Origin of the sequence: Sulfuricystis thermophila (genome assembly GCF_004323595.1) — a bacterium.
Classification (GTDB): Bacteria; Pseudomonadota; Gammaproteobacteria; order Burkholderiales; family Rhodocyclaceae; genus Sulfuricystis; species Sulfuricystis thermophila.
In genome coordinates, this window is sequence record NZ_AP019373.1 from 1,564,716 (window position 1) to 1,587,450 (window position 22,735).

Sequence of the window (22,735 nt, forward strand, 5' to 3'; positions counted from 1 at the left end):
CGGATTTTGGCTTTTCTTCCAGACAGCGCTGCTTTTCGCCGCGGAGACGAAGGCGGAGGATAAAGTGGCAGACCACAGCACAAGGGGTTTGCTTCCAGCGCCCGGTAGCTATGAACTTCAGCACATCATGAGGGCGGGTGATGGCAGTGTCCTGGATACTGAAGGTATCTCGCACAAGCTTACGGAATTCACCGGTGCCAAGGTAACCTTGCTTTCCTTCATTTACAGCACCTGTGCCGACCCGCAGGGTTGTCCGTACGTTTATGCGGTATTCCATGGTTTACGCGAGCGTTTGGCGCGGGAGCCGAAAGCGCGCAACCGCGTCCGATTGGTGAGTCTTTCGTTCGACCCCATGCGTGACACACCCGAAATGCTACGTCTTTATGCGGGTGAGCACTCAAGTCCTGACCACCCAGTCGAATGGTGTTTCCTGACGACGGCGGGTCCGCGCGATCTCGTGCCAATTCTGGATGACTTTGGCCAGGATGTGTTCCTCGAAGTGGATCCGGTGACCAAGGCGCACCTGGGTACATACAGCCACGTTGTCAAGGTGTTTCTGATAGATGCTCGGCATTGGGTGCGCGAGATCTATACGACGACCTACCTCAACCCGGACATGGTGTACAACGATGTCATCACCCTCCTCATGGAAGACGGATGGAGATGAAAGACAGAGCCATACGAAGGCACTGCAGCAGGATGAGAGTGTCAGAGCTTGGCAGAACGCTTTTGGCACTGTTCGCCGTTACCCTGGTTTGCAATCTGGCGCTGGCGGGCGCTTTGGCACCGATCCCACCGTTGGGCCTGCCGGCCTTGCCGGTTCCCGCCGACAATCCTCTCACCGAAGAGAAAGTCGATCTCGGTCGGCGGTTGTTTATGGATCGTCGCCTTTCCCACAACAACACCATGTCCTGCGCCATGTGTCATGTGCCGGAGCAGGGATTTACCTCAAACGAACTTGGTACGGCGATTGGCGCCGAGGGCCGGAGTTTGCGCCGCAATGCGCCCAGCCTGTACAACGTGGCGTACCAGAAAACGCTGTTCCACGACGGTCGCGAGCTTCATCTGGAAGCGCAGGTATGGGGTCCTCTTTTGAACAGGACGGAAATGGCCATGCCGTCGGTTGGCTATGTGGTGGAAAAGGTCCGTCGCCTGCCCGAGTATGGCAGCCTATTTCAGCGGGCGTTTGGTGGCCCGGCTACCGCAGAACGGATCGGGCAGGCACTGGCAGCCTATCAACGTACCTTGCTGTCGGCTAACTCACGCTTTGATCAATGGTATTACAGCGGCGACAAGACAGCGTTGAATGTTCAGGAACAGCAAGGTTTTATGATTTTCGTGGGCAAGGGGCGCTGTGCCACATGTCACCTAGTCGGGGAGAAGGCGGCGCTCTTTACCGATAACAAGTTCCACAATACAGGGGTCGGATGGGAGCGCAGCATGTACCCCGAGCGTGCAAGTTACAAGGTGCAGCTCGCTCCAGGGGTCACCGTTGATGTCAAGGGGGAGCTGTTGCAGTCCTTCGAACCGCCCCAGCCGGACGTCGGGCGCTATGAGGTGACTCTCAACCCCAAGGATCGTTGGGCCTATAAGACACCCTCGCTACGCAATGTCGCCCTGACCGCTCCTTACATGCACGATGGTTCGTTTGCCACACTGGAGGCCGTTGTCGAGTTATACGACAAAGGTGGCATCGACAACGAATACAAGTCGCCCCTTTTGGCCCCACTGCATCTCAGCCCGGGGGAAAAAGCCGACCTTGTGGCTTTTCTCAAGACGTTGACTGGTAACAACATCGATGCATTGGCGCAGGACGCCCGGGCAGCGCCTGTGAACTTGCCATTGCTGCAGAAGGATCCTGCAGACGACTTCCTCGATCAGGCTCAGCAGCATCCTTGAGCGTCCTTTGGACGACACGAGTGATGGGTTCCGAGCATCACTTGAACTGTCGATCACGTCTCCGTGCGCCCCTGGATACCCAGTTGTCTCATCTTGCGGTAAAGCGTGTTGCGGCTGATGCCCAAACTGCGCGCAGCGACGGTAACGTTCCAGCGACAACGCTCCAGCTGGTCAAGAATGGCATCCCTCTCCGCCTGTTCCAGGGCAGTCATATCAGCCTCTTGGAGGTTTCCCGCAGAAGACCCTTTTTTGGTCAATCGTTGTTCACCCCGGATCTCGATCGGCAGATCGGCAACGTCGATGACTTTGCCGTCACACAATGCTAGACATGTACGCAGGACATTGCGCAACTGCCGAATGTTGCCAGGCCAGGAATAAGCCTCCAGGCAACGCAGCGCAGCCTCGCTCAACTGCACCGGTTCACGGTCGCGGCATTCCATGCGCAGCAGATGCCAAATCAGGGCTTGCTTGTCCTGGCGCTGACGCAACGGAGGCAAATTTAGCATCAAGCCGGCGAGACGGTAATAGAGATCCTCCCGAAATCTGCCCTCTGCAACCAACTCCCTGAGATTTCGATGGGTTGCGCTGATGACCTTGATATCCACACGGAGAGGGGTCTCCCCGCCAAGAGGAACTACCTCCCGCGTCTCGAGCACCCGCAGGAGGCGGGCTTGCAGCGGCAGTGGCATGTCACCAATTTCGTCCAAAAATAGCGTGCCGCCATTGGCCTGGACGATTTTGCCCCGACGCCCGTCGCGCACGGCTCCGGTAAACGCACCCGCTTTATAGCCGAACAGCTCGCTTTCGATCAGCGATTCCGGAATCGCCGCGCAGTTCACCGCGACAAAGGGCTTCTCCGGGCCGAGTCCTTCGGCATGGATTGCCAGCGCGAACCACTCTTTCCCAGTACCCGTCTCACCCGTCAGCAGAACGGGGATATCTTTCCCCACTATGCGGCGTGCGCAGCGTATGTTGTATTGCATGGTCGGATCCCCGAATTCCATTTGGTAAAGCTCGATCCCATACCGCCCGCTCGTATCCCCTTCCGGCGCCGAAAACCGCCTGACGAATACCGGTGTAGAAGTGAGCCGGCGTTCGGGCAGCCTGAGCAATCCAAAGAAACGCTTGCCTTTGCCTGCTTCATACAGGGGCAACGGACTAAGCCACGCCTGGCCCCTTTTCCCAAAGAGCGTGTTTACGCTGACGTCGAACAACTCCTCGACATTCCGGCCCACGACGTCGCGGGACTCCTTGAGCCCCAATTGAAAAAGGGCGCTGCGATTTGCAGCAATAATCTGGCCGTCTTCCGCCAAAGCCAGCAGTCCCTCCCATAATGTCCAAATGAACTCGGGCCGGCTGTGAAAGCGCAGCGCGAATTGGTCGCCAAACTGATACAGGAAAAATCTGTTTTCGATCATCTGCGCCGACATGTTGACCAGCACGAGAGTATGCTGCTGTCCCAAATGCGAATAACTCGACGCATCCAAGACCGCCAACAGGCTTCCATCGTGGGCGAAGATGGGAGCCGCGGAGCAAGTCAGGCCGATGTTTCGGAACAGATAGTGCTCGTTGTGGTGCACCGAGACAGGACGCCGCTCAATGGCGCAGGTACCCATACCGTTTGTACCCTGATGACGCTCGCTCCAGACGGCTCCTTCCATCATGCCGCAGTCGGCGGCGCTGTCGGTGAACGATGGATCCCCCAGTAGGTCGAGAATCACGCCATCCGCGTCGGTCAAGAGCACAGAGAAGCCAGAGCCGGCCAACTGCTGATATAGGCTGACCATCTCACCCTGCGCGATGTCGCGCAGGCCCTTCAACTGCTCCTGCCGGGCGTGAAGCTCAGTTCCGTTAACGACTGGAGGTTGCTGATGGTCGGCCGGATCCAGACCAAAATCGTTGTAACAACGCCTCCAAGAGCGAACGATGACCGGGGCCATTGTCGCCATTTCCAACGGACCCTGCGAGCTGACAACCGCGTTTACCAGATGAACATGCTCCAAGACCTGTCCCCGTTCCATCGCAACCAAACCTCCTCATGTGCAGCAAATTCTAGACCACGTACATTGTCGCGTTGGAGACGGATCTGTTCCTTAGTTACTACCCAAAAGTGTCCCTGCCATGACACTCTGTCTCGCAGGTGGAGCACCCAGCCTTGGCACTCGGCAAGGAACCCTTTTTGAAGACAGAATTTCTTATGCCTTCGCAAAATCGGCGTTTTTTTTGCTTGTACTAGCCATTGGACCAATGAAAGCACAAGAGGTAGTATGAAATATCGACAGGCAATTCTGACTGCGCTGTTGCTTTGTGTCCTTCTTCCCGCGTGGGCGGGCATTCCGGGTGGCGATTTCTTGTTGCACACCCCGGATGGAAGACCCGTTAGTCTGACCTCCTTGCGCGGTCGCGTTGTCCTTTTGTACTTTGGTTTTACCGCCTGTCCCGTTATGTGCCCTACAGAATTGCTAACCTTCCAGCGCCTCCTCGCCAGCATGCCAGCCGACAAACGCCATCGCGTACAACCCGTATTCGTCAGTGTAGATCCCAGACGAGACACGCCAGAAGCCCTAGAGTCTTATGTTGCCAACTTCGGAAATGGGATTTTGGCTTTGACTGGAAACGAAGACGAACTTCGCCGGATTGCGCAGCGGTACGGAGCATATTTTCGCTATGTGGATACGGGCTCCGATTACACTGTGGATCATACGGTGAACACTTACGTGATCGATCCCAACGGCCGCTTGGTGCGCATATTGCCCTATGGCACGCCGTTACATGAGCTGCAAGACACCGTGCTACGCCTGCTGCCCTAGAGCCTATTCTCAATTGATGAAATCCTGACATGCCATATGCAAGCTAGCCGAGAGATATTGTTCCCAGTCAATGACATGGCGAGGGGCTGTTCACAGTGGGTGAATTATGGTCATATCCTGACTTTTGCGCAGGAGTCAGGATGGACCGGACGATGTTACGAGATGACCAGTGGGCACGCATTGAACAGCTCTTGCCAGGCAAGAAAGGCGATCCCGGCCGTACCGCGAAAGACAACCGACGCTTCGTCGAAGCCGTTCTCTGGATCATGCGTACGGGCAGTCCGTGGCGTGACCTGCCGAAAGAGCTGGGCCATTGGCATCGGACCTATGTGCGCTTCGCGCGCTGGCGTGAGAAAGGTGTCTGGGAACGTGTGGCAACCGCACTGCAAGGCGATGCTGACATGGAGCATCTGTTCATCGACTCGACCATCGTGCGCGCCCACCAGCATTCCGCCGGCGCCCAAAAAAAGCCGGCCAACAGGAGATCGGCCGCTCGCGGGGCGGACTGACGACGAAACTGCATGTCGCCGTGGATGCCTTGGGCAATCCACTGCGGGTCATTCTCTCGGCCGGGCAGGTCGCCGACATCGAGCAGGCGGCAGCGCTGATTCAGGATCAGCCGGCCGAGTTCATCGTCGCCGACAAGGGCTACGATTCGGATGCCTTCGTCGAATCGATTACGACGCAAGGCAGCCAGGCGGTCATTCCACCGCGCTCGAACCGACTCAACCCCCGCTCGTTCGACCGGCATATCTACAAGAGCTGCAATCTGATCGAGCGCTTCTTCTGCCGAATCAAGCAATTCAGACGCATCGCCACGCGCTACGACAAACTCGCAGCATCCTTCTTGTCGTTCATTCATCTGGCCTGCACTATCGTCTGGTTGGCTTGATTGAGAACACACCCTAGCATCAGCCGATCTTCCGCGCCAGGTCTTCGGCGCGCGGATGGTAATACCGCTTGAGCATGCGCAAGTCTTTGTGTCCGGTAACCGCCGAGAGTTCGACGACGTTGGGCAGCTTCTCGGCTAGTCGACTGGTGGCTTCGTGGCGTAGGTCGTGGAAATGCAGATCATCGATACCGGCGCGCTTGCATGCGCTGATCCAGGCAAATTTGAGTGCGACTGACGTAGTCGCGAATACTCGACCATCGATGCTACGCGGCAGGTCTTGCAGGATCGCAACGGCGCGGCTGGATAGCGGCACCGTCCGGGCTTCGCCGTTTTTGGTCGCCGGTAAATGGGCAACTCGGCGCTTGAGATCGACGTTCTCCCATTGCAGCGCCAGGAGTTCTCCGCGCCGCATGGCGGTTTCCAAGGCTAGCTGCACAAATGCCAGGATGTAAGGGTTGCGGCTTTGCGCAAGCGATGCCATCAATCGCGCCTCTTCGTCGGCATCGAGCCGGCGATTGCGCGCATTGTTCGCCTGGGGCAGACGCACCGACGCAACCGGATTGCGCACCGGCAGGCCCCATTCTTTTGCGGCAATCGTATAGAGATGCGAGATTACCGCGAGATCGAGGCGCACCGTCGCGGCAGACGCGCCAGCTTCTAACCGTTCGTCCCGATACTTGGCAATGTCAGTCGCGCGTATCGTTGCCAACGATCGCTTGGACAGTGGATACTCTTTCCATAGGCGGATCCGGCTTGCTTCCTGGGCGTGTCCCTTTTTCTTGATCGAGACTTCCCGCAGATAACGATCCAGGGCCTCACCCAGCGTAACGGCTTCGGCTTCCTCGGTCGGCACGAATACGCCGCGATCCATTTCCGCCTCGACTTGACGCGCGTAACGCTCGGCATCGGCACGCCGAACGAATGTTCGAGATACCGGCGCATGACCCCGCCGCCGAACCTTTACTTGCCAGCCGGTGACCTCTCCGACGGCGTTTTTTCTCGCAACGATGCTTGCCATTTGCGCCCTCCGATAATAACCACACGCTTTAGTCAAGTGTCCCGCGAGCGTCCCCGCGAGCCGGTAATTTATCGCTGAATTGACGCGAAAGCAAGTAATGATGCGGGTTTTAAAAATTCACGTTTTCAGATTGCAAATCCGAGTAGGTCGGTTCGACTCCGGCCCGCGCCTCCAGATTCCCCCGTTCGGATTTACGGCGCCAGCGCCTTCTCCACCAGCCGCACCCAGTAGCGGATGCCGGTGGCGATGATTTCGTCATTGAAATCGTAGTGCGGGCTGTGCAGCATGCAGCCGCCCTCGCCGGGCCCGTTGCCGAGCCAGACATAGCAGCCCGGCACGACGCGTGACAGGTAGGCGAAGTCTTCGGCGCCCATGCTTGGTTTGAGATGCGTCAGCACCTGTTCGCCGCCAACGACCTGGCGCGCCACCTCGCGGCAGAGGAAGCTCGGCTCCGGGGCATTGATCGTTGGCGGGTAACCACGTTCGTATTTGAGCTCGATGCGCACACGGTGCATCGCTTCGATGCCGCTGCAGATGCGCTCCAGACCCGCTTCGAGCGTGTCCTGCAACTCTGGGCGGAAGCAGCGCACCGTGCCGCCCAGCACTGCCTGCTCGGGCAGGATGTTGTCGGCATGGCCGGCCTGAAAGCGCGTGACGCTGACCACGGCAGCCTCGAGCGGATCGACGCTGCGGCTCACCAGCGATTGCACCGCCTGCACCAGTTCGGCGCCGGCCAGGATCGCGTCGCTGCCCTGATGCGGCATCGCGGCATGTGCGCCGCGGGCGCTGATGACGATCTCGAAACGGTCTGCGCCCGCCATCACCGGCCCTTCGATCACAGCGATGCTGCCCGCCGGCAGCCCCGGCCAGTTGTGCAGGCCGAACACCATCTGCATCGGAAAGCGCTCGAACAGCCCCTCCTCGACCATCACGCGGCCGCCTCCCTCGTGCTCCTCGGCCGGCTGGAAGATGAAATAGACGCTGCCGGAACCGTTCAGGCGCCCCACCTCATGCAGGCGCACCAGCGCCTCGGCGGCGCCGAGCAGCATCGCCGTATGGCCATCGTGCCCGCAGGCGTGCATGCGCCCCTCGTGGCGCGAGCGGTGCGGGAAGGTGTTCAACTCGGGCAATGGCAGCGCATCCATGTCGGCGCGCAGGCCGATCGCGCGGTCACCCTTGCCCAGCTTCAGACGCGCGACGACGCCGGTTTTCGCGATGCCTTCGAAGACTTCGAGGCCGAGTTTTTTCAGATGCTCGGCAACCACGGACGCGGTGCGCGACTCCTGGAAGGCGAGCTCGGGATGGGCATGCAGATCGCGCCGCAACGTGGCGATGCGGGCGGACAATTCGGGCAGAAAATCGAGATTCATGATCATTTCCTCACAATGAGGAAACACTCTATCACCTACAATCACCGGAATGCACACCGCAATCCTGCAAGCGCAGGCGCTACGCGCCCTCGAAGCGGCCCATGCCGATGCCACGCCCTCGTTGATGGAACGGGCCGGCGCCTGCGCCGCACGCATCGCGCTGGAAATGCTGGAAGGTCGAGCCCTGATTCTCGCCGGCCCCGGCAACAACGGCGGCGATGCCTTCGTCGTCGCCCGCCTTCTCAAAGAAGCCGGCCACACGCCCGTCGTGCTGTTCGCCGGTGACTCGAACAAACTGCCCGCGGATGCCCGCGCCGCCCATGCCGCCTGGATGGAATGCGGCGGCCAATGCCTTGCCGATTACCCGGTCGAGCATTTCGGCCTGATCATCGACGGGCTGTTCGGCATCGGGCTCGCGCGGCCGATCGAGGGCCCGTATGCGGAATGGATCGAGCGCGCCAATGCCAGCGGCGCCCCGATCCTCGCGCTCGACACACCGAGCGGCCTGAATGCGCTGACCGGCCAGGTCACCGGCCCGACGATCCGCGCGACCCGCACCGCCACCTTCATCGCCCTGAAGCCGGGCTTGCTGACCGGCGAAGGGCCGGATTTTTGCGGCAAACTCGACCTCTGTGACCTCGGCTTAAATGTCGGCAACGGCGACGGCCAAGTCGTCACGCCTGAGTCGTTCCGCGCCTGCCTGAAGCCCCGGCCGCGCAACAGCCACAAGGGCAGCTTCGGCAACGTCGCGATCCTCGGCGGCGCGCCGGGCATGGCTGGCGCCGCGCTGCTCGCCGGCCGTGCCGCACTCAGGCTCGGCGCGGGACGGGTGTATCTCGGCATGCTGGAAACCCTCGCCGTCGATGTCGCCCAGCCGGAGCTGATGCTGCGCTCGCCCGACGAAGCGCAACGCTTGGCCAGCGTGCTCGCGATCGGGCCGGGGCTCGGCCAATCGCCCTCCGCCGAAGCGCTGCTCGCGCAGGCATTCGATGGCGGTTTGCCGCTCATCATCGACGCCGACGGCCTCAATCTGCTGGCCAAGACCCCACAACTGCAACGCAAGTGTGCCGTCTCGCCAGCGCCGACTTTGCTCACCCCGCATCCTGCCGAAGCCGCACGGCTGCTGGGTTGCCTGCCCGGCGCGATCCAGGCCGATCGCGTCAAGGCAGCGCTGGAACTGGCCAAGCGTTTTTCTGCTCACGTCGCACTGAAGGGCTGCGGCACGGTCATCGCCACCCCGGATGGGCGCTGGTTCATCAACACGAACGGCAACCCCGGCCTGGCGAGCGCCGGCACGGGCGACGTGCTCACCGGCATGCTCGCCGCCCTGCTCGCCCAACGCTGGCCGCCGCTCGAAGCCATGCTCGCCGCGGTGCACCTGCACGGCGCGGCGGCGGATGCCTGCGTCGCCACCGGCGATGGTCCCGTCGGGCTGACCGCCGGCGAACTGATCGACCCGGCGCGCCGCATCCTCAACCAATGGATCGCTGAGAGCTTGTGAAAAAATTCGTCGCGAGCGGGCTGATGGCAAGGCGCACGGAGCGCAGCGACCGAGACATAACATGGAGTTAGGCGAGGGAGCGAGCACCGCGCAACGCAGCCAGCAGACCGCGCAGCAGAATTTTCCACAAGCGCTGAAGTTGGCTGCTGAACACCACCCTTTCCGCGGCATGCTGTTGATGCTCGCGGCGGTACTCTGTTTCGCGCTGCTCGACGCCACGGCCAAGCATCTGTCGCAGACTTATCCGGTGCCGATGCTGGTCTGGGCGCGTTACACGCTGCATTGCCTGCTGATGCTGATCTTCCTCGCGCCTTCGCTGCGCTGGAAACTGGTGCAGACGAAACGCCCGCTGATGCAGGTGGTGCGCGCCTTGATGCTGGTCGTCACCACCGGTTTCGCGATGGCGGCCTTCCGTCACCTGCCATTGGCGGAAACCACCGCGCTGATCTTCGTCACGCCGCTGATCGTCGCCCTGCTCGCCGGCCCTTTCCTCGGCGAAAAACTGCGACCATTGCACTGGGGCGCGAGCCTGTGCGGCTTCGCCGGCGCACTTCTGATCGCGCGCCCGGACGGTGCGCTCAATCTCACCGGCATCCTGCTGGTGCTGGGTGCGGCGCTGTGCTACAGCATCTACCAGATCCAGACCCGCCTGCTCTCGCCGAGTGAAAACACGCTCACGCTGCTGTTCTACACCGCGCTGGTCGGCACGCTGAGCATGACGCTGGCCGCCCCTCTCTACTGGGGCGGGCCGATGCCGGACCTGCGCGATGGCCTAATGATCGCCGCGCTCGGCATCTTCGGCGGCAGTGGCCATTTCCTGCTCACCAAGGCTTTCCGTCTCGCGCCGGCCACGGTGCTATCGCCCTTTCTCTACGCCCAATTGATCTGGGCGACCCTATTGGGCTGGCTCGTCTTCGATCACTGGCCGGATGGTGCCACCCTCTCCGGCATGGCGATCATCGCGGCATCCAGCATCGTGCTGGCGCTGACGCAAAGACGTTAGAATTTTCCCATGAAAAAACACAACCCGACGTTGGCCGAAGCCATCGAACAGAACGTCCGCGCCGCGCTCGCCGAAGACATCGGCAGCGGCGATCTCACCGCCCGGCTGGCGCCCGCACAGCGCACTGCGCGCGGCATCGTCATCACCCGTGAGGCCGCGATCCTCTGCGGCACCGCCTGGTTCGACGCCTGCCTGCGTCAGCTCGACCCGGCCGCCCAGATCAACTGGCTGGCGCGCGACGGTGATCGCATCGAAGCCGGCCAGGTGCTATGCGAGCTGGAAGCCGACACCCGCGCGCTCTTGACCGCAGAGCGCAGCGCGCTCAATTTCCTGCAGCTGCTTTCCGGCACGGCAACGCAAACCCGGCGCTACGTCGAAGCCGTCGCCGGCACGCGCGCCAAGATCGTCGACACGAGGAAGACCATCCCCGGCCTGCGTCTGGCACAGAAATATGCCGTGGCCTGCGGCGGCGGCACCAATCACCGTCTCGGCCTCTATGACGGCATCCTGATCAAGGAAAACCACATCCTCGCCGCCGGCGGCGTGACCGCCGCCTTCCAGCAAGCGCAGCGACTGGCGCCACCCGACGTGTTCATCCAGATCGAGGTCGAGACGCTCGAACAGCTCGCCGAAGCCCTCGATGCCGGCGCGACGCTGATCCTGCTCGACAACATGGATCTGCACCAGATGCGCCAGGCCGTCGGCCTCACGGCCGGCCGCGCCCAGCTCGAAGCCTCCGGCGGCGTGCGTCTCGAAACCGTGCGCGCGATCGCGGAAACCGGCATCGACCGCATCTCGATCGGCAGCCTGACCAAAGACGTGCGCGCGATCGATCTTTCGCTGCGGCACAGCGAAGGCTGAGTCTGCTAGAATCTGGCCCCTCGCGCGGAGAGGTGGATGAGTGGTTTAAGTCGCACGCCTGGAAAGCGTGTTCAGGGTAATACCCTGACGCGGGTTCGAATCCCGCCCTCTCCGCCAGCCCCGCACCCCATACGGCTGGCGATCGTCATTACTGATCAACACCGACCGTAATTGTCTTCCAGCCGCACGATGTCGTCCTCGCCGACATAGTCGCCGGACTGCACCTCGATCATCACACAGTCGATCTTGCCGGGATTGGAGAGCCGGTGTGGCGTACCGGAAGGAATGTAGGTCGATTCGTCGGTGCGCACGAAGATCTCGCGCTCGCCATTGACCACGCGCGCCATGCCGGAGATCACCACCCAGTGCTCGCTGCGGTGATGATGCATCTGCAGGCTGAGGCTCGCGCCGGGCTTGACGACGATGCGCTTGATCTTGAAACGCGGACCTTCTTCGAGCACGGTATAGCTGCCCCACGGGCGATGCACGGTGCGGTGATGACGCACGCTGTCGTGCGCGGTGAGCTTGAGCTGCTGCACCACCGCCTTGACGTCCTGGGCACGATCGCGATCCGCCACCAAGAGCGCATCGGCGGTATCGACGATCAACAGGTTGTCGACGCCGACCGCGGCGACGACGCGATCCTCGCCCTGCAGGTAACAGTTTTTCGCATCGACGAGCACCGCCTCACCGGCGACACGGTTGCCGCAGCCGTCGGGCGGTGTCAGCTCGGCCAGCGCATTCCACGAGCCGATGTCGCTCCAATCGAAAGCCGCGGGCACGACGGCGACCCGCCCGGACTTTTCCATCACCGCGTAATCGATCGAGACATCCGGGGCCAGCTTGAAATGTTCGGCCGACAGCACTGCCGGCAGCTTGGCGAAATCGGTCGCGGCGAGCGTCTGTTCGACTGCATCGAGCAAATCGGGTGCATGGGCACGCAGCGCATCGAGCATCGTCGCTGCGGTAAAGCAGAACATGCCGGCATTCCAGCTGAAATTGCCCGCCGCGAGATAGGTCTGCGCCTTCTCCAGGCTCGGCTTTTCGACGAAGCGGGCGACTTTGAAACCAGCGCCGAGCGGCGTTCCGGCCTCGATGTAGCCGAAGCCGGTCTCCGGCGCGGTCGGCCGGATGCCGAAGGTCACCAGCCAGCCCTGCTGGGCCAGTTGCCGCGCCGTATCGACCGCTGCGGCGAAGGCCGTCTGATCGCCGATCAGGTGGTCGGCCGGCAGCACCAGCAGCGTGCTGTCGGCGCCGAAGCGGCTGATGGCATGCAGGGTGGCAGCGGCGATGGCCGGCGCGGTATTGCGGCCGAAAGGCTCGAGCAGATAATCGAGCGGCGGCGTATCAGGCACCGCTGCGTATTCGTCGCGGGTCAGAAAGTAATGATCGCGGTTGGTGACGGTCAACAGCGCCGTCACGCCGGGCAGGCCGACGGCGCGCTTGAGCGTCTTCAAAAGCAGGCTCTCGCCGTCGGGGAGCTTGATGAAAGGTTTCGGTAATGCCTCGCGGGAAACCGGCCACAGCCGTGTTCCGGCGCCGCCGGACAGTATGACGGGTATGAATGCGCTCATGCGCGCAATCTAGCACAAGCCATCGGTTTCGCGGTCGTTGGGTGTCAGGCGCAGCGAGAACAAACGCAAGGCGAAGGGCAGCAACGGCAGCACGAGCCATCCCACTACCACCACCCACATCAGCGGCGCATGGATGAATTTCCAGAGCAGGAGGAACAGGCCGGCCAGCAGCACGACCACCAGCACGCCGGCGATCAGTGCCCCATCTCGCTGCCCGCTCATCGTCTTGTCCATGTCGCTCCCCACCACCTGCATTTTCGCACCTTAGCAAAATCTAGTCCAAAAGTTATAGAAATTATACGGGGTGATCATGCCTTATTTCTATGCTTTACAGCGACATGGCAGAGATGGAGGACGAAAACCGGCGCTGGCAAAACGGCATCACCGCCGCTCAAGGAACGAAGCGGCGCAGGCGCAGGGCGAGGAGCCCCGCCCATTCGTGCGCGGCATACCAGGCCGCAAAGGCAGCCGTCGGGCTCGGCAGATAGTCGAGGAAGGCCATTTCCTGCAGTTCGTGCCCCTGGCGGGAAAGGAAGCCGAGCGGAGCGGGAATCACCTCCAAATCGCCCGGCAGCCGGGCGAATTCGGCCAGCGCGCGGCGCATGTGGGCCGCATGCGTCACCAGCACGATGCGGCGAATACCGGCGCGCTCGAGGATGGCCAGGGTGTTGGCGGCATTGTCCTGGGTATCGAGCGCAGCGCCGTCCAGCCAGCGTGGCGCAATGCCGAAATCGTTGCGCAGCACGTCCGCCATCGGCCCGATCTCGCCGCTCAGCAGCACCGGCAGGCCGCTCGCCCGCGCCAGGCGCGCGCCGTAGCGCAAGCGTTCGAGCGCCAGCCGGTTGGGCGCCGAACCACCGCCATATTCCGGCAGGTGGCGGTAGGCGCCGGCACCGAGGATGACGATCGCCTCGGCGCGCATCAGGTCGCGTTCCTGCAACACCGGCACGTCCTCGAGCGGCGCGACGATTGGATTGACGAAGGCAGGCGTGCTCATCAGCCAGGCCAGCGTCATGCCACCCCACGCGAACAGCCTGCCCAGCCGCGGCCGGCGGCGCATCAGCAGCAATCCGACGAGGATGCACAGCAACAACCCGCCCGGCGGCAAAAACAGCGCCGAGACGAATTTCTTCAACACGAAACTGGTCGGCAGGGAATCCATTTGCATGTTCGTGGCCAATGGGTGCATTATGCTGCAATACCCCCATGGGGAGGCCCACATGACAGACTCGTATTCGAAACTCGGCGCTGGCGAGACGGCACGCCATCCCGCTTCCACCCTTTGCCGCCGCATCCTCGCCCTCTTCGCCCTGACGGGCGTTTGGCTGACCTGTCAGGCCAACGACCTGCCCGGCGCGCCGCAATACTTGGGCGAAGTGCGCCGCGATGCCAGCGGCCGGCTCGTCACCGTCCCCTCGCCGGCGGCCGGCGAAACCGCCACCCGCCCCAGCGGCAAGGTCCTGAAGGTCGGGCCGAATCAGGAGATCCGCCTCATCTCCACCGCGGCGAAGCTCGCCCAGGACGGCGACACCGTCGAGATCGAAGCCGGTGATTACCCGGCCGATGTCGCGGTATGGAAGCAAAACGACCTGACGATCCGCGGCGTCGGCGGGCGTCCGCGACTGATCGCCGCCGGCGCCAGCGCCGAGGGCAAGGGCATCTGGGTGATCCGCGGTGGTCGCATCGTCGTCGAGAATCTCGAATTCACCGGCGCTCGCGTGCCGGACAGAAACGGCGCCGGCATCCGTTTCGAGCGCGGCCACCTCATCGTGCGCAATTGCCGCTTCCACGACAACGAGAACGGCATCCTCAGCGGCAGCGGCAACATGATGTTGGAAATCGAGGACAGCGAATTCGGCCACAACGGCGCCGGCGACGGCTACAGCCACAACCTCTACGTCGGCGCGATCCAAAGCCTGCGCGTGACCGGCAGCTATTTCCATCACGCCAAGGCGGGACATCTGTTGAAGAGCCGCGCCGCGGAAAACTTCATCCTCTACAACCGACTCACCGACGAGGCCGGCGGCCGCGCCAGCTACGAGCTCGAATTCCCCAATGGCGGCATCGCCTATGCGATCGGCAACATCATCCAGCAAAACGCCACACCGGAAAACGCGGTGCTCATCTCCTATGGCGCCGAGGGATACAAGCATGCCGCCAATCAGCTCTATCTGATCAACAACACGATGCACGATGAACGCCCGCAGGGCGGCTATTTCCTCGTCGCCAAGCCCGGCTTCCAGGTCGTCAAGGCCTACAACAACCTGCTGATCGGCAAGCGGCCGCTCAACAGCGGCGGCATCGATGGCGAATTCGTCAACAATCCGAACGTCGAATGGGAGCCCTTCGTGCTACCGCAACGCCATGACTATCGCATCAAGCGCGAAAGTCCGCTCCATCGCACCTGGCGCGACCCCGGCAGCGCCAACGGCTTCAGCCTCGTGCCGGTGCGCGAATACGTGCATCCCGCCTCGACCCGGCCGCTGACTACCACACCGACGCTGCCCGGGGCAAAGCAGACGCTGCAGCCCGACAATTCGAATTGAGAGTCGGTGCCTGAAGTTGCGAGCAACCCCGGGACGGCGCCTAGACCAGTATTTCGGTGACGGGCGGGTGCCCTAAAAACGCCTGCGGACTGGCGCTGGCGCCATAGGCGCCGGACTGGAAGATCACGACGAGATCGCCCGGCTCTGCCCTGGCCAGTTCCATCCGGTCGGCCAGCAAGTCGAGCGGCGTGCACAACGGGCCGACGACCGAGGCGATTTCCTTCTCCGTCGCATCCATCTTGTTGCCAATGGCGACCGGATAATTCTTGCGGATCACCTGGCCGAAGTTGCCTGATGCCGAGAGGTGGTGGTTCAGCCCGCCATCGCAGACGAGGAACACCTGGCCGCGCGAGACCTTGCGGTCGAGCACGCGCGTGACATACACGCCCGCCTCGCCGACCAGATAACGCCCCAGCTCGATCACCAGTTCGGCCTGCGGCAACTCGGTCTGCGCCCGCTCGACCAGCGCGGCGAGATTGGCGCCGATCGGCGCCAGATCGAGACGCCCTTCGCCCGGAAAATAGGGAATGCCAAAGCCGCCGCCGAGATTCAGGAAGCGCACCGGCGCGGGCGCATCCCCGGCCAGTCGCAGCGCGAGTTCATAGGATTTCTGCTGCGCCTCGACGATCGCCGCGGCCTTCAGGTTCTGCGAGCCGGCGAAGAGATGGAAACCCTCGAACGCGAGTCCGTTCCTGCCGATTTCGGCCAGCGCCTGCGGCACCGCTTCGGCGTCGATGCCGAACTGCTTCGGCCCGCCGCCCATCTTCATGCCCGAGGCCTTGAGCTCAAAATCGGGATTGACGCGCACCGCGACACGCGCCGGCAGGCCGAGCCGCTGTGAGATTGCCGCCAGCAGACGAATCTCGCGGAAGGATTCGACATTGACGACGATCCCCGCGGCGACCGCCTGCACGAGCTCATTCTCACGCTTGCCCGGCCCGGCAAAGCTGATCTCGCGCGGATCGGCGCCGGCATCGAGCGCCCCCTTCAATTCACCGCCCGAGGCGACATCGATGCCATCGACCAGCCGCACCATGTGCGCCACCAGTGCCGGCATCGGGTTGGCCTTCATCGCATAGTGGAGCTTCACCGCCGGCGGCAGAATCGCGCGCAATTCCGCCACCCGCCGCGAGAGCAGACTGCGGTCATAGGCATAGAAAGGCGTCGTGCCGACACGAGCGGCGAGCCGTGTCAGCGGCAGACCGCCGACGACCAGCTCGCCGGATTCGACCGGAAACTGGCTCATCGGCGCATGGGCAGGTGGGGTCTTGTCAGTGGCCATGACGTTCGATCCATTCCGTGCTCAAGGTCTTGCGGTCGATCTTGCCGTTCGGGTTGCGCGGCAGCGGGCCATCCCGCACCGCGATGCCCGCCGGCACCATGTAGGCCGGCATGCGCGCCCGGCACTCGGCGAGCAGCGCCTCGACGTCGAGCTGGCCGCCGTCGGGTGGGGTAGCGATCACCTGGATCGCCTGGCCGAGTGTCGGATGTTCGACCCCGAAGGCGACGCATTCGCCGACCAGCTTCGTCGCATAGAGGATTTCCTCGACTTCGGTCGGACTGACGCGATAGCCCGAGGTCTTGATCATTTCGTCACGGCGGCCGATGAAATACAGGAAACCCTCCTCGTCCATCTTCACCGTATCGCCGGAGAACACCGCCAGCTCGGGAATCACCAGCCCCGGCTCGCGGCCGGGCAACGGCCTGTAGCGTTCGGCCGTCTTTTCCGGATCGCTCCAGTAACCCATGCCCACCAGCGCGCCGCGATGCACCAGCTCGCCCGGCTCGTTCGGCGCACAGGGTGTGCCGTCCTCGCGCAACACGAGGATCTCGGCGTTCGGAATAGCCTTGCCGATCGAATCCGGTCGCCGGTCGACCTCCTCGGGCGGCAGATAGGTCGAGCGGAACGCCTCGGTGAGGCCATACATCAGATACGGCTTCGACTTCGGCAGCCTGGCGCGCAAGGCGGCGAGCGTCTCGCGCGGCATGCGCCCGCCGGTGTTGGCGAAGTAACGCAGATGCTCGGTGATCGTCGCCGGCCAGTCGAGCTGCGCGAGCTGGATGTAGAGCGGCGGCACGGCGGTGAGCCCGGTCACCTTTTCGCGCTCCAGCGCCTTGAGCACGTCGCGCGGCAGCAGGTAGTTGAGCAGCACCACACGCGCGCCGACATGGAACGCGGTGGTGAGCTGGGAGAAGCCGGCGTCGAACGACAAGGGCAGCGCGGCGAGCAGCGTGTCGCCGGCATGGTTTTCGAGATAGCTCGCGACGCTCTTCGCACCCGCCACCATGTTGCGGTGGGAAAGCACGACGCCCTTCGGCTTGCCGGTGCTGCCGGAGGTGTAGAGGATCGCCACCATGTCGGTGTCGATCACCCGGTGGCCGGCCCGCGTTGGCTGCGCCAGCAGCTCGTCCCAGCGCAGACAGGCGGGCGCCTTCATCGTCGGCCATGCCGCACCGTCCCCGATCACCACGACATGACGCAGATCGTGGCAGGCCGGCAGCACGTCGGCGAGCAGTTTGAGCCGTTCGCTCGAGGTGACCAGCACACGCACGTTGCAATCGCGCAGGATGTAGCCCACCTGCTCGGGTTTCAACAGCGGATTGAGCGGCACGAACACGCCGCCGGCGGCCGGTGCGCCGAAACTGGCGATCACCGTCTCGAAACGCTTTTCGAGATAGATGCCGACGCGCTCGCCGCGTTGCAGACCGAGCGCCATCAGGCCGCTGGCGAAGCCGCTCATGGCTTCCTGCAAGGCGCCGTAGGCGAGCGACTGTTTGCCGTAGGTGAGCGCGATCGCGGCCGCATCGCGCTCGGCGGCAAGGGTCACCAGATGGGGGAGCAGAAAAGCATCGCGCATGGCAGTGACATCGGCACGCAAATGCCGGCAAGTATCGCACAGCTCGTATAATCCGCGCCGTTCGATGATCTCCCGGAGCCGCCGTGAACACCCAGCAAGAAGTCCTCGCCCTGCTCGACGACATCCTCAGCCTCAAGGGGCGCGCCGCCGGCTTCACCGCCGACACCCCACTGCTCGGCGCGATCCCCGAGCTCGATTCGATGGCCGTCGTCGCGGTGATCACCGGCCTCGAAGAACGTTTCGGCTTCGTCGTCGAGGATGACGAAATCGATGGCAGCACCTTCGCCACGGTCGGCGCGCTGGTCGACTTCGTCGACGCCAAACTCGCCGGCTGATGCTTGCCGATGGCGGCCGAAGCCTTCTTCCTCCCGGTCGCCGCAGCCCAGCGCTTCTGCCTCTACCACGCCCCCGCCGGCGTTGCCCGCGGGGCATTCCTCTATCTGCACCCCTTCGCCGAGGAGATGAACAAGTCGCGCCGCATGGCCGCGCTGATGGCGCGCCGGCTGGCGGAAAGCGGCCATGCGGTGCTGCAGATCGATCTCGCCGGCTGCGGCGACAGCAGCGGCGATTTCGGCGATGCGAGCTGGCAAGACTGGTTGCAGGACGTCCTGAGCGCGCTCGACTGGCTACGCGCCCGTCATGAGGCCCCGCTGTGGCTGTGGGGCCTGCGCAGCGGCTGCCTGCTGGCGGCCGAGGCCGCACGCCGTTTCGACATTCCCGCCCACTTTCTGTTCTGGCAGCCGGTGGTTTCCGGCAAGCCGTTCCTGCAGCAGTTCCTGCGCCTGAAAGTCGCCGGCGAAATGCTCGGCGGCGAAGCCAAGGGGGTGATGGAAAAACTCAAAGCGCGGCTCGCCGGTGGGGAGCCGGTCGAAATCGCCGGCTATGCGCTCTCCCCGGCACTGGCGCAGGGGCTCGAAGCCACGGAACTCGCGCCGCCGGCACGCCCCGGCCGCCTCGTCTGGTTCGAAGTGTCAGCGCGGGAGGGCGCCACGCTCGCCCCGGCATCAACCAAGCGCATCGAACAGTGGCAGGCGGCGGGCTTTTCGGTCATGAGTGCCGTCCTGCCAGCGCCGAGTTTCTGGCAGACGACGGAAATCGAGGAAGCGCCGGCGCTCATCGACGCGACGCTGGCCGCGCTGCAGTCATGAAAATCCGCGAAGAGCCGCTGTGCTTCGACTGCGAGGGTGAGCGCCTGTTCGGCATTCTGGCCAGGCCAGAGCAACCGGCCGACCTCGGCGTCGTCATCGTCGTCGGCGGGCCGCAGACGCGCGTCGGCAGCCACCGGCAATTCGTCCTGCTCGCCCGCACACTCGCCGCAGCGGGTTTTCCCACGCTGCGCTTCGATGTGCGCGGCATGGGCGACAGCACCGGCGCGCCCCGCGATTTCGAGCAGATTCAGCCCGACATCGCGGCCGCGATCGCCACGCTGCAAGGCGCCTGCCCGGGTGTTGCGCGTGTCGTGCTCTGGGGCTTGTGCGATGCCGCTTCCGCCGCGCTGCTCTACGTCGATGCCACGCACGACCCGCGCATCGCGGGCCTCTGTCTGCTCAACCCCTGGGTGCGCTCGGCAGCCACGCTGGCGAAAACCCAGGTCAAGCACTATTACGGTCAGCGCCTGCTGCAACGGGAATTCTGGACGAAGCTGTTTTCGGGCCGCATCGACATCCTTTCCGCGCTCGGCGAACTGCTGCGCAAACTCGTTCAGGCGAGGAGCCGACCCACTGTCGCCCTATGCTTCCAGGAGCGCATGGCGCGCGGCTGGCGGCATTTCCCCGGCCGCATCCTGCTGATCCTGAGCGGCAACGACTACACCGCCAAAGAGTTCCTCGAATATGCCGCCAGCGATGCAAACTGGCATGGGCTGCTCGAACACGCCGGCGTCACGCGCATCGATCTGCCCGAGGCCGACCACACGTTTTCTTCACGAGAATGGCGTGATGCGGTGGCGAAGGCCTGTGTAACGTGGCTCGGCGCTATCTCGGCACGACCACCGGCGGCATGAAACCAAGCCGTTTCGCCCGGCGCGCGAACTTGCGGTCGTCGAACGAGCTCATGCGCCGACAATCGCGGTAACTGGCATGATGCAAGGCATCGGCGAAGTCGAGCCCTGCCCGGCAATGCGCGACGGCCTGAAGCACCGCTTCGCGGTCCTCGATCGTGACATTGGGCAGGGCACACAAATGTTCCATCACCGCCAGCGTCTGCGCGGTCTTGAAACCATAGTAGCCGCGCATCAGCCATTCGAATTCCAGCAGCACCGTCTTGCAGACCATCAGCGGCTGGCCGGATTCGATCAACTGGCGGGCCAGTTCACGCTGTCGCTGCGCCTCTGCATCAGCCGCGTCGGCAATGTAATAGCGTGCCAGCACGTTGGTATCGAGACCGATCATGGTTTGGCGAGCGATGCCGGATCGAAATCCGCGGGCACGGCTTTGCGACGGCTCTTCAACATGCCGAAGCCGCTTTCCGGCACGGCCACCGGCGTGCTCCTGACGCGCACTTCGATATGGTCGTCCACCAGTGCGAATTCCACTTTGGTGCCTTGCCGGATACCCAGCTTCTGCCGCACCGACTTGGGAATCGTCACCTGGCCCTTACTCGTGACCGAGCATGTCTCCATTGCACCCCCTTCGTAATACGAAGTAAGAATATCATTGCGGCATCGGCGCCACAACCGCCCCATCCCCCCCCCTATAATCTCCGGCAAATGACCATGGAACCCCCCCTCTGCCTCGGCCACCCGCGCTTCGGCGACCGCGAGCTCGCCGATCTCGCCGCCCGCGAAGGCGACGTCGCCGCCTGGCGTGCCGCCTTCCAGAAGCATGGCGTCAGCGCGCCCGCCCGGGTGACGGGTGATTTCGCCGTCGCCGTGACCCTCGATGACGGCCGGCACTTCCTCGCCATCGACCGCTTCGCGATCCGAACGCTCTGCTACCGCATCACCGAGAGCCGGATCGCCGTCGCCGCGCGCGCCGACGAACTCGGCGCCAGCGAGCTCGACGCGCAGGCGATCTTCGACTACCTCTATTTCCACGTCATTCCCTCGCCGCGTACCATCTTTCAGGGCGTTTTTCGCCTGCCGCCCGGCCATTGCGCGCTATTCGAAAATCGTCGCCTGACGCTCGCACCCTACTGGCAGCCCGATTTCGCCGAAGTGCGCAATCCCTCGTTCCCGGCGCTGGCCGAGGAATTCCGTGCGCTGATCAAACAGGCCGTCACCGAGCGGCTCGCCGCCGGCCCCGCCGGCTGCTATCTCTCCGGCGGCACCGACAGCTCGACCGTGGCCGGCATGGTCACGCAAATCAGCGGCCAGCCGGCCGACACCTACTCGATCGGCTTCGACGTCGCCGGCTATGACGAAATGGAATATGCGCGCATCGCGGCCCGGCACTTCGGCACGCGCCATCACGAGTACTACGTCACGCCGGACGACCTCGTCGCCGGCATGCCCAAGGTCGCACAAAGCTACGACCAGCCCTTTGGCAACTCATCCGCGGTGCCGGCCTTCTATTGCGCGCAGATGGCGAAGCGGGACGGCTTCGATCGCATGCTCGCCGGCGACGGCGGCGACGAGCTGTTCGGCGGCAACACCCGTTATGCCAAGCAGCGCGTCTTTGGTATATACGAGCATCTGCCGCTGATCCTGCGCGAAGGACTGCTCGAACCCGCCTTCGCCGACAGCACGGTGTTCGACCACGTGCCGCTGCTCAAGAAAGTCGCCAGCTACATCCGCCAGGCGCGCGTGCCGATGCCCGAGCGCATGCAGACCTATAACCTGCTGATGCGCATGGGGCTCGAAAACGTCTTCGTCCCCGATTTCCTCGCCCGCGTCGATGCCGCCGAACCCGCGCGCCACCAGCGCGAGGTCTACGAGGCCGCGCCGGCTTCGTCTTCACTGGTCAATAAAATGCTCGCCTACGACTGGCGCTACACGCTGGCCGAAAACGATCTGCCCAAGGTCATCGGCTCGGCGCGGCTCGCCGGCATCGAACCCGCTTTCCCGCTGCTCGACGATCGCCTGCTGGAGTTCTCGCTCAAACTGCCGACCTCCTACAAGCTGAAAGGCCTGAAGCTGCGCTGGTTCTTCAAGGAAGCGCTGCGCGGCTTCCTGCCGGATGCGATCATCACCAAGAAGAAACACGGCTTCGGCCTGCCCTTCGGCCCGTGGGCGGTCGAGCACCCGGCGCTCAACCGACTGGCGACCGACGCCCTACACGGCCTCGCCGACCGCAACATCATCCGGCGCTACTTCATCGACCGCCTGCTCAAGGAACACCTGCCCGCGCATCCAGGCTTCTATGGCGAATTGGTCTGGATCCTGACGATGCTGGAGCTGTGGCTGCGCGTCCACCAGAGCGAAAAGCCGTTATTTTGACAATACTAAAATCAGCTTTTAGTATTTC

General features: G+C 63.2%; 22 protein-coding genes and 1 tRNA gene. 13 read left to right on the forward strand and 10 right to left on the reverse strand.

Going from position 1 to position 22,735, the window contains the following annotated elements; all coding sequences use genetic code 11:
- The first annotated feature begins 64 nt into the window (after window positions 1-64).
- On the forward strand, window positions 65-667 hold the full coding sequence (locus M52SOB_RS07865; protein ID WP_172601788.1) for an SCO family protein: 603 nt from the start codon (window positions 65-67) through the stop codon (window positions 665-667).
- Window positions 658-1,899, forward strand: a complete 1,242-nt coding sequence (locus M52SOB_RS07870) for a cytochrome-c peroxidase (protein ID WP_131111342.1) — start codon at window positions 658-660, stop codon at window positions 1,897-1,899. The genes M52SOB_RS07865 and M52SOB_RS07870 overlap by 10 nt, the downstream gene beginning before the upstream one ends.
- A gap of 53 nt (window positions 1,900-1,952) precedes the next feature.
- On the opposite strand, the gene M52SOB_RS07875 is transcribed toward M52SOB_RS07870, so the two are convergent.
- Window positions 1,953-3,920 carry a sigma-54-dependent Fis family transcriptional regulator gene (locus tag M52SOB_RS07875; protein WP_131111343.1) on the reverse strand — a complete coding sequence of 656 codons (1,968 nt, stop codon included), beginning with the start codon at window positions 3,918-3,920 and terminating at the stop codon, window positions 1,953-1,955.
- Window positions 3,921-4,166: 246 nt separating this feature from the next.
- Between M52SOB_RS07875 and M52SOB_RS07880 the strand changes: the two genes are divergently transcribed.
- Both M52SOB_RS07880 and M52SOB_RS07885 read left to right on the forward strand, forming a co-directional pair.
- On the forward strand, window positions 4,167-4,709 hold the full coding sequence (locus M52SOB_RS07880; RefSeq protein WP_131111344.1) for an SCO family protein: 543 nt from the start codon (window positions 4,167-4,169) through the stop codon (window positions 4,707-4,709).
- Between the two features lie 140 nt (window positions 4,710-4,849).
- Window positions 4,850-5,601, forward strand: a protein-coding gene (locus tag M52SOB_RS07885; protein WP_284155035.1) for an IS5 family transposase whose coding sequence is annotated in 2 segments (ribosomal slippage) — window positions 4,850-5,174 and window positions 5,174-5,601 — 753 coding nt in all. Because the reading frame shifts where the segments join, the coding sequence is not laid out codon by codon here.
- Window positions 5,602-5,620: 19 nt separating this feature from the next.
- Here M52SOB_RS07885 and M52SOB_RS07890 read toward each other — a convergent pair.
- Entirely contained in the window at window positions 5,621-6,619 is a 999-nt protein-coding gene (locus M52SOB_RS07890; protein ID WP_131111345.1) for an integrase, read from the reverse strand.
- A gap of 191 nt (window positions 6,620-6,810) precedes the next feature.
- Window positions 6,811-7,989, reverse strand: a complete 1,179-nt coding sequence (locus M52SOB_RS07895; protein WP_131111346.1) for a M20 aminoacylase family protein — start codon at window positions 7,987-7,989, stop codon at window positions 6,811-6,813.
- A 49-nt stretch (window positions 7,990-8,038) separates the two neighbouring features.
- On the opposite strand from M52SOB_RS07895, the gene M52SOB_RS07900 reads away from it, so the two are divergent.
- From M52SOB_RS07900 to M52SOB_RS07915, 4 genes are all read left to right on the forward strand, one after another.
- Window positions 8,039-9,490 (forward strand): NAD(P)H-hydrate dehydratase, encoded by a 1,452-nt coding sequence (locus M52SOB_RS07900; RefSeq protein ID WP_131111347.1) that lies wholly within the window; start codon window positions 8,039-8,041, stop codon window positions 9,488-9,490.
- Window positions 9,491-9,551: 61 nt separating this feature from the next.
- Window positions 9,552-10,493 carry a DMT family transporter gene (locus tag M52SOB_RS07905; RefSeq protein WP_284155036.1) on the forward strand — a complete coding sequence of 314 codons (942 nt, stop codon included), beginning with the start codon at window positions 9,552-9,554 and terminating at the stop codon, window positions 10,491-10,493.
- Window positions 10,494-10,502: 9 nt separating this feature from the next.
- Complete coding sequence (gene nadC / locus M52SOB_RS07910) at window positions 10,503-11,354, forward strand: carboxylating nicotinate-nucleotide diphosphorylase (protein ID WP_131111348.1); 852 nt, start codon at window positions 10,503-10,505, stop codon at window positions 11,352-11,354.
- Between the two features lie 26 nt (window positions 11,355-11,380).
- Window positions 11,381-11,471 (forward strand) — tRNA-Ser (locus tag M52SOB_RS07915).
- A 38-nt stretch (window positions 11,472-11,509) separates the two neighbouring features.
- On the opposite strand, the gene M52SOB_RS07920 is transcribed toward M52SOB_RS07915, so the two are convergent.
- The 3 genes from M52SOB_RS07920 to M52SOB_RS07930 all read right to left on the reverse strand — a co-directional run bounded on the left by M52SOB_RS07920 (window position 11,510) and on the right by M52SOB_RS07930 (window position 14,090).
- Window positions 11,510-12,928: a mannose-1-phosphate guanylyltransferase/mannose-6-phosphate isomerase gene (locus tag M52SOB_RS07920; protein ID WP_131111349.1), complete on the reverse strand. Its 1,419-nt coding sequence runs from the start codon at window positions 12,926-12,928 to the stop codon at window positions 11,510-11,512.
- Window positions 12,929-12,937: 9 nt separating this feature from the next.
- A complete protein-coding gene (locus M52SOB_RS07925; RefSeq protein WP_131111350.1) occupies window positions 12,938-13,183 on the reverse strand; it encodes a hypothetical protein in 246 nt (81 codons plus the stop codon).
- A gap of 136 nt (window positions 13,184-13,319) precedes the next feature.
- Window positions 13,320-14,090, reverse strand: coding sequence for a YdcF family protein (locus M52SOB_RS07930; RefSeq protein ID WP_284155037.1), 771 nt, complete (start codon window positions 14,088-14,090; stop codon window positions 13,320-13,322).
- 58 nt (window positions 14,091-14,148) lie between these two features.
- On the opposite strand from M52SOB_RS07930, the gene M52SOB_RS07935 reads away from it, so the two are divergent.
- Entirely contained in the window at window positions 14,149-15,474 is a 1,326-nt protein-coding gene (locus tag M52SOB_RS07935; RefSeq protein WP_172601789.1) for a right-handed parallel beta-helix repeat-containing protein, read from the forward strand.
- Between the two features lie 40 nt (window positions 15,475-15,514).
- Here the strand turns inward: M52SOB_RS07935 and M52SOB_RS07940 are convergent, their stop codons facing one another.
- Together M52SOB_RS07940 and M52SOB_RS07945 are read right to left on the reverse strand one after the other, a co-directional pair.
- Complete coding sequence (locus M52SOB_RS07940) at window positions 15,515-16,756, reverse strand: pyridoxal-dependent decarboxylase, exosortase A system-associated (protein ID WP_284155038.1); 1,242 nt, start codon at window positions 16,754-16,756, stop codon at window positions 15,515-15,517.
- Window positions 16,746-18,332, reverse strand: coding sequence for an acyl-CoA ligase (AMP-forming), exosortase A system-associated (locus M52SOB_RS07945; protein ID WP_131111353.1), 1,587 nt, complete (start codon window positions 18,330-18,332; stop codon window positions 16,746-16,748). The genes M52SOB_RS07940 and M52SOB_RS07945 overlap by 11 nt, the downstream gene beginning before the upstream one ends.
- Before the next feature lie 83 nt (window positions 18,333-18,415).
- Here M52SOB_RS07945 and M52SOB_RS07950 point away from each other — a divergent pair, with 83 nt between their 5' ends.
- Genes M52SOB_RS07950 through M52SOB_RS07960 form a run of 3 tightly spaced genes read left to right on the forward strand, consistent with a single transcriptional unit; the run spans window position 18,416 to window position 20,334 of the window.
- Window positions 18,416-18,667, forward strand: a complete 252-nt coding sequence (locus tag M52SOB_RS07950) for an acyl carrier protein (protein ID WP_131111354.1) — start codon at window positions 18,416-18,418, stop codon at window positions 18,665-18,667.
- Between the two features lie 9 nt (window positions 18,668-18,676).
- A complete protein-coding gene (locus M52SOB_RS07955; RefSeq protein ID WP_131111355.1) occupies window positions 18,677-19,480 on the forward strand; it encodes a hydrolase 2, exosortase A system-associated in 804 nt (267 codons plus the stop codon).
- On the forward strand, window positions 19,477-20,334 hold the full coding sequence (locus M52SOB_RS07960; protein WP_131111356.1) for a hydrolase 1, exosortase A system-associated: 858 nt from the start codon (window positions 19,477-19,479) through the stop codon (window positions 20,332-20,334). Before M52SOB_RS07955 ends, M52SOB_RS07960 begins: the two co-directional genes overlap by 4 nt.
- On the opposite strand, the gene M52SOB_RS07965 is transcribed toward M52SOB_RS07960, so the two are convergent.
- On the reverse strand, window positions 20,306-20,722 hold the full coding sequence (locus M52SOB_RS07965) for a type II toxin-antitoxin system VapC family toxin (protein WP_131111357.1): 417 nt from the start codon (window positions 20,720-20,722) through the stop codon (window positions 20,306-20,308). The genes M52SOB_RS07960 and M52SOB_RS07965 overlap by 29 nt on opposite strands.
- The gene (locus M52SOB_RS13930; protein ID WP_172601790.1) at window positions 20,719-20,952 is read right to left on the reverse strand and encodes an AbrB/MazE/SpoVT family DNA-binding domain-containing protein; all 234 of its coding nucleotides are present in this window, start codon (window positions 20,950-20,952) and stop codon (window positions 20,719-20,721) included. The genes M52SOB_RS07965 and M52SOB_RS13930 overlap by 4 nt, the downstream gene beginning before the upstream one ends.
- 93 nt (window positions 20,953-21,045) lie before the next feature.
- Between M52SOB_RS13930 and M52SOB_RS07975 the strand changes: the two genes are divergently transcribed.
- The gene (locus tag M52SOB_RS07975) at window positions 21,046-22,707 is read left to right on the forward strand and encodes an asparagine synthetase B family protein (RefSeq protein ID WP_284155039.1); all 1,662 of its coding nucleotides are present in this window, start codon (window positions 21,046-21,048) and stop codon (window positions 22,705-22,707) included.
- Window positions 22,708-22,735: the final 28 nt, after the last annotated feature.